Source organism: Priestia sp. P5_B4 (assembly GCF_056400385.1).
In genome coordinates this window covers 1-1,654 of sequence record NZ_JBFULJ010000844.1, presented here as the reverse complement: position 1 = coordinate 1,654, position 1,654 = coordinate 1, and the positions used below count along the sequence as shown (strand labels likewise).

Sequence of the window (1,654 nt, the reverse complement as noted above, 5' to 3'; positions counted from 1 at the left end):
CCACAGCATGATATTGCCATTCACTTGAAACAAGCCGAAGAAAAAGGTGAAAACCTCCCTGTATCAATTGCTTTAGGATGTGAACCTGCGATTGTCACAGCAGCCGCTACGCCGCTTCATTACGATCAATCAGAGTATGAAATGGCGGGAGCTATTCAAGGTGAGCCATACAGAATTGTGAAGTCTCAGCTTTCTGATTTAGATGTACCTTGGGGAGCAGAAGTGATTTTAGAGGGAGAAATTTTAGCGGGTGAACGTGAATATGAAGGTCCTTTTGGCGAATTTACAGGTCATTACTCCGGTGGCAGAAGCATGCCTGTTATCAAAATCAATCGTGTATACCATCGCAAAGATCCTATTTTTGAAAGTTTATATATCGGTATGCCTTGGACAGAAACAGATTATTTAATTGGAATCAATACAAGCGTTCCTTTATATCAGCAGCTAAAAGAAGCATATCCTGAAGAGATTGAAGCTGTGAATGCGATGTATACTCATGGTCTCGTTGCTATCGTTTCAACAAAAAGCCGATACGGAGGATTTGCTAAGGCGGTTGGTATGAGGGCATTGACTACGCCGCATGGATTAGGATATTGCAAGCTAGTTATTTTAGTAGACGAAGATGTGGATCCGTTTAATTTACCGCAAGTCATGTGGGCGCTATCAACAAAAATGCACCCAAAACATGATGTTATAACAGTGCCTAATCTTTCAGTTCTGCCACTTGATCCAGGATCTGAGCCGGCTGGTATTACAGATAAAATGATTTTGGATGCTACAACACCAGTTGCACCGGAAACAAGAGGCCACTATTCTCAGCCTTTAGATACACCACTTGAAACTGAGAAATGGGAAAAAATCTTAACGAATATGATGCAAAAATAAACAAGGAGGAATCGACATGCATACTTGTCCAAGATGTGAAGCCAAACAAGCGAACTTAGTATCTAAATCACCAGTTGAAGGAGCCTGGGAGATTTACTTATGCAGCGTGTGTTTGTTTACCTGGCGTTCTTCTGAACCTGAGACCATCACCAATCCTGAAAAATACCCTCGACCATTTAAAGTCAATCCAAAAGAAGTACCGCTGGCAACGCACGTGCCTCCTGTGCCACCCCGATCTTAATCAGCAAAGGTGGTAAGTAAAATGAATAAAGCAGAGCTGCCAAAAGCCGTGCGCGTATTTTTAAATGGAAAAGACTTAGAAAGAAAGCAGCATGATGCAATGCTGCTATCTACAGTGACATCCGAGGGTTTTCCTCATGTAGCCATGATTAGCGCAGGAGAGCTGATAGCTATTAGCTCTTTACGCGTCAAGCTGCTAGTATGGAAAGATACAACGTCTTCAACAAACATGATACAGAATCATAGGGCAACCGTTACATTAGTTATTGAAGGAAAAGCTTATTACATTAAATTGTTGCTGAAAAAAGAAGCTTCTGTGTTATCAGGCTATGAGCTATTTACGGGAGAAGTAGCCGGTGTTAAAGAAGATTACGCAAAATATGCAGTTTTAACATCAGGAATTCAATTTCAGCTTCATAATTCCAAAGAGATACTGAGCCGCTGGAACCACTACAGCTAAAAAACCGATTCTTATTTTTAAGAATCGGTTTTTTCGGTAGAAAGAACAGCCTTAATTGATTGGTTCCAG

3 protein-coding genes are annotated in these 1,654 nt (G+C 41.1%); all 3 read left to right on the top strand.

Translation table 11 applies throughout. The features are described from left to right. A partial coding sequence (locus AC1DRF_RS26600) for a UbiD family decarboxylase (protein ID WP_477742143.1) occupies nt 1-885 on the top strand: 885 nt, incomplete at its 5' end. 16 nt (nt 886-901) lie between these two features. Beyond that, nucleotides 902-1,126: a non-oxidative hydroxyarylic acid decarboxylases subunit D gene (locus tag AC1DRF_RS26595; RefSeq protein ID WP_230184188.1), complete on the top strand. Its 225-nt coding sequence runs from the start codon at nt 902-904 to the stop codon at nt 1,124-1,126. 21 nt (nt 1,127-1,147) lie between these two features. After that, complete coding sequence (locus tag AC1DRF_RS26590; protein ID WP_477742142.1) at nt 1,148-1,585, top strand: hypothetical protein; 438 nt, start codon at nt 1,148-1,150, stop codon at nt 1,583-1,585. Nucleotides 1,586-1,654: the final 69 nt, after the last annotated feature.

Coding starts and splice junctions, on each gene's coding strand:
- AC1DRF_RS26595 (WP_230184188.1), top strand. CDS start 902: ATGCATACTTGTCCAAGATGTGAAGCCAAACAAGCGAACTTAGTATCT.
- AC1DRF_RS26590 (WP_477742142.1), top strand. CDS start 1,148: ATGAATAAAGCAGAGCTGCCAAAAGCCGTGCGCGTATTTTTAAATGGA.